The organism is uncultured Thiocystis sp. (assembly GCF_903866365.1).
In the GTDB taxonomy this organism is placed as follows: domain Bacteria; phylum Pseudomonadota; class Gammaproteobacteria; order Chromatiales; family Chromatiaceae; genus Chromatium.
The window spans coordinates 1-4,245 of the sequence record NZ_CAIPNF010000212.1 but is presented as its reverse complement, the minus strand read 5'-3'; the positions used below and the strand labels follow the sequence as shown (position 1 = coordinate 4,245).

Below are 4,245 nucleotides of genomic sequence, written 5' to 3'. Positions count from 1 at the left end.
GTAGTGGCAGACGGTGATCGCCAATCCGGTGTCGTTGGCCAACTGTTGCAACTCGCGTTTCCATAACCGGGGGCGATGCCCGTTGCAGCCCCCGGCATCGGCTTCGATCAACAAGTGATCGGCTTTGGGGTAGCGCTCTCGGCCATGACACTCCCACCAGCGCCGAATGGAGGCCACCGCCAACTGCGCGGTCGCCGCCGCCGTGCCCACGCTCACCAAGGCGTGGTTGGCGCGCTGATCGTAGACCCCATAGGGGGTGGCTCGACACTCGGCATCACTGGGAAAATCATCGGTGTTGACGACATCGGGCGTCTGGCAATAACGCGCTCCCGCATTCTTGAAGTTGCCAATCAGTTCGTTTTTCTTGGCATCCACGCTGATGACCGGTTGGCCGCAGCGCAGGAACCGCCCCTTGAGGCGCTGGATCAACCGATATTGGCGGTCGCGTTGCGGATGGGCCTTGCCAATCAGACGCTTGACATTGGTTTTCAGCGAATCGCCGAGCGGTTTGAGCAACCGTCCCACCGTGGTGGCACAGCCGCGACCCAACCGCTTCGCCAGACTGCGCAAGCTGCTGCGCGTGTATTTGGCCCGTCCTTCTGGATCGCCTCCCGTCTCCGGCTCAATCAATGCCAGAAGATCGGCTTGCAGCCTCCCGTCTTTTTTTTAGCGGGGGGCGTCCAGCACCCGCGCGGCGTACCCGCTCGCGGGGACAGTCCGCCAGCCCCGCCTGGAGATCAAGGCGACCTTGCCGGATGGTTTTCGGATCCAAGCCAGTCAACTCAGCGACCCACTTCGTGCCGCCATACCCGACCACCTCAGAGAGCAACCCGGCTACCCAGCGTCGATGTTTCTCATTGAGTTGCTCACAGACCAGCTTGACGTGGGCTTCCACGGGTTCCGACAGGATCAGCTCTACCGCCGCCAACGTGACGTCCTCAGCATGTTTTTCACTTATGCTGAAGCATACTGGTTAAACAAAGATCGGGAAACAAATGATGGACAGTTCCTTAGTGCGCGACTGAAGGACCTGGAAAACGATGCCAACCGTTTGCTTGCTGCAGGTGTTCGCCCACTTCAGAGTCCAGATGTAGCCATTCGCTTGGCAGAGCTAGAGGTTGAGAGAAAGGCACTCGCGGATCGGATCGATGTCGACGACGAGGTTGGCAATAGCTTAGTGTTGGCATGGAAAGCCAAAGGTCAGGAAATCAAACAACTGCGCAGCAACTCGGCCGGGGGCCTAAGTCCCGAGTTGTACGGTAGCGTGTTTGTCGACGCAGAAAGGTGGTCCGCTTCAATCGACAATGCTGAGCAGGCAGGCACCGAACTGACAGATCGAATCGCCTCGCTGAACGGTGCGCGTGGGGCTATTCAAGCTACTTTGAGTCGACTGATAGCGGAAGTCGACAAGCTCATTGATCAATGCATGGCACCCGAGGTCGATGAGTCTGAGTGGAGGCAGCGCGAGCAGGACCTTGAACAGCACATTCTAAAGGAATCTCGGGTTCGCCAAGCCCTGGCCGCTTGCCAAGCACGATGTGTGGAGCTACTTGACGTGCTTTTGTCGTCTGGGTCGCATCAGGATCAGCAATCCGATGTCAGAGTGCTGCTCGCGCAGCAGATTGCCTTGTGCGAGCGCGAGGCTCTCGACTTGAGGCAGCAAATTGGTGGTCAGCAAGCGGTGCAGAAGGTCTGGGGTCCGCTCCTGCAAGACTGGGTTACCGACCTTCTGCGCCCCGGCTCCCACCAGGCGGATTGGGATCACTTCAAAGAAATCTATGTGCCGCAGTGCAATGTGGTCGCCATTACTTGCGGTAAGTGGTCTTTCAACCAACGGGCGGTCTCACCCCCTTTTTTGCCCGGTGACGGAGCAGGCGCTCGACACGGTGCTCCGGGTGGGGCTCGCCGCTGCGGCGGCACCGGCGATGGAAAAGGATGCGGAAACCGGGCGGCTGGTGCCAAGCACCGAGCTTGAGCAACACACGGCGCCGCCGCGCTGGACGCTCAAGCGGCTGGTTGAGTGGATCGAAACGCAGTTTGGGCGTGCGATCAGTCGGGAAACGGTCCGCCAGACGCTCAAGCGACTCGGGTTTTCCTGGAAAAAGGCCAAGGCGCTGCTCAACCGCGCCACGACCGACGCGCGCGGGACCTTTGTTGCGCAACTGCAAGCGCTGATGGCACGGACGCTGAAGCCGGAATCGCCATTGGTCGTCTATCTGGATGAAGCCCACCTCCACCAGGAGGCCGACCTGGGATATGGTTGGGCGCCAGTCGGGGAACGCTTGTGGGTCGGTTCACACACCCCTGGGCTGTCGGCGAAGGTGAGCTTCTATGGCCTCTATTTCTACAACCACGGCCAAGTGGCGATTTGGGACTTTTCCTGCGGTAACGCCGAGTACACGCTGGCGGTCTTGCAACGGCTCCGCGAGCATGAGCCGACGCGCGAGATCGTCTTGATCTGGGATGGGGCGCCTTATCACCGCGCCGGCGCGGTGGCGGCGCTGGCCGAGAAGTTGGCCATCACCCTGCTGCCGCTGCCCAGCTACAGCCCTGATTTCATGCCGGTCGAAGCCCTCTGGCGCTGGTTGCGCGAGGATGTCACCTACCATCACTGTCACGCCAGCGCGGCAGAACTAATCACGCGCGTGCGTAACTTTGCGCAGACCATTAACCTCGATCCGTTTACAATCGCCGACCGGCTCTGGACCAGAACGAGCCTCGATCCGGAAGAGGAAAAACTACGCATCTCATGCTAGGCGGGGTTTAACTACCTGCGTCAGCAAACAGCGTGAACCGGACCCGAGCGGCTCAGCTGCGAATGTCTCCTCATGGCCGACCCCATAGCATTACCCACAAGTCGGCAGGGCGAGCCAGATCAGGGGGTTACGTTGCCGGTTTTCGAGTCGCCAAGGCATACCGAAGCGGCCCCTACATCTGAAAAAAAACAAGCGCTTACAGTGCCGCACACATAATGACTCAGGAGATATGGGTAATGCTATGGGCCGACCCCCGCCGCTGGTATAGAGTCCGCCCAGCCCCCCTCCCACTTTCGCCGTTTGGGTATAGGCAGCAAAGTGGGAGGGGTTGGCAGCCGTTCTACGCGCCCTCGTCGACGCTGGTGGAGTGGCTGGAGCGCAACCAGAAATTTCAGTGCGACAGCGCGTAATGTCGGCGTCGAGGCCAGGATGTCCGGCCATTCGTCCCATATCGGATGCCGTGGACGTGGCGGCAAAGGTGGCGATGACGAAAGAGTCGATCTGGTTCGGCAAGCGTCCACGTTTGCGCTGGATTTCTGGCTGTATCGGGGAGTATATTCCCTTCAGCCATGCCTGTTTTTATGGCGCAGAGCGTGTTACTGAAAGGCCGGTGAACATGGTGCGCGAAGCATGTTTGGCTCGTCCAGCGCTCCACCCGCGACACGCCAGAACGGCGGCGAATTTGCAATCCGGCAAATCTTCAAGGTACTGCACCTCAGTAGAGAATAATCATGACTGAATCATTGACAGCTCTATTGCGTGTAAGGCAATCATCGAGGTCGTTTCCAAGTCGCTCCAACAGCAGTCAACGCATACGTTGGCTCATCATCGCCGTAATATGTCCCATCGCATTTTTAGGCGGTTTATCCACTCCAGAAGGGCAGACATTTGCCGATGTCCTCGAAGCATTGCCCACAAAAAATGGACAGCAATTTATTGTCGACGACTGGAACACGAAAATCACGGCGGGTGACCTCGGTTCAAACAATTTCTCCGGCAATACCGGCACTGCTGAATCCGCCAAATGGCTAATGAAGATCGCCATGTCAAGCAAGTCAAACGACCCGCTTGGCAGCCGGCCTGGGGGCAGCCTGGATCTCACGTTTAACTTTACGGGGCAACCGAACACCAGCTATGCCGGCTATTTCGCCTCTCTGTTCGGTTTAACCGATACGTTCGTCTCCCTGACCCCAGGGACGCAGCCACCCGCAACGACAAAATTCCCTGGATATTTTGTTAATACGAAAGACTTCTATCGGGGATTTCGCCCGTTGCAGGGTCGGACCATCGAATCCATCAAATTCGATATCTTGTTGGAGACTGCTACACCAATCACATTAAAAATCGAGATTAATTCTACTTTGTTACTTTAATTCAAACACATTGACTATCCCGTCGCGGTCAGCTTGTAATAACGCTCGATATCCTTTTGCCTTTGCTCATGCCTGACCCGCATTTGCTTGATTCTTTTTTCGACCGCATCCGGATC

Annotated in this window: 5 protein-coding genes; 4 read left to right on the top strand and 1 reads right to left on the bottom strand. The window is 57.7% G+C overall.

The window, feature by feature from the left end:
• Nucleotides 1-630: ISAzo13 family transposase (locus tag QZY07_RS11930; protein ID WP_295402751.1), on the bottom strand; the 630-nt coding region annotated here is incomplete at its 3' end.
• Between the two features lie 217 nt (nucleotides 631-847).
• Between QZY07_RS11930 and QZY07_RS11925 the strand changes: the two genes are divergently transcribed.
• From QZY07_RS11925 to QZY07_RS11910, 4 genes are all read left to right on the top strand, one after another.
• Nucleotides 848-1,975, top strand: coding sequence for a hypothetical protein (locus QZY07_RS11925; protein ID WP_295402749.1), 1,128 nt, complete (start codon nucleotides 848-850; stop codon nucleotides 1,973-1,975).
• Nucleotides 1,926-2,756 carry an IS630 family transposase gene (locus tag QZY07_RS11920; RefSeq protein ID WP_295402747.1) on the top strand — a complete coding sequence of 277 codons (831 nt, stop codon included), beginning with the start codon at nucleotides 1,926-1,928 and terminating at the stop codon, nucleotides 2,754-2,756. Before QZY07_RS11925 ends, QZY07_RS11920 begins: the two co-directional genes overlap by 50 nt.
• Before the next feature lie 466 nt (nucleotides 2,757-3,222).
• On the top strand, nucleotides 3,223-3,495 hold the full coding sequence (locus tag QZY07_RS11915) for a hypothetical protein (protein ID WP_295402744.1): 273 nt from the start codon (nucleotides 3,223-3,225) through the stop codon (nucleotides 3,493-3,495).
• Entirely contained in the window at nucleotides 3,488-4,129 is a 642-nt protein-coding gene (locus tag QZY07_RS11910) for a hypothetical protein (protein ID WP_295402741.1), read from the top strand. Before QZY07_RS11915 ends, QZY07_RS11910 begins: the two co-directional genes overlap by 8 nt.
• Nucleotides 4,130-4,245: the final 116 nt, after the last annotated feature.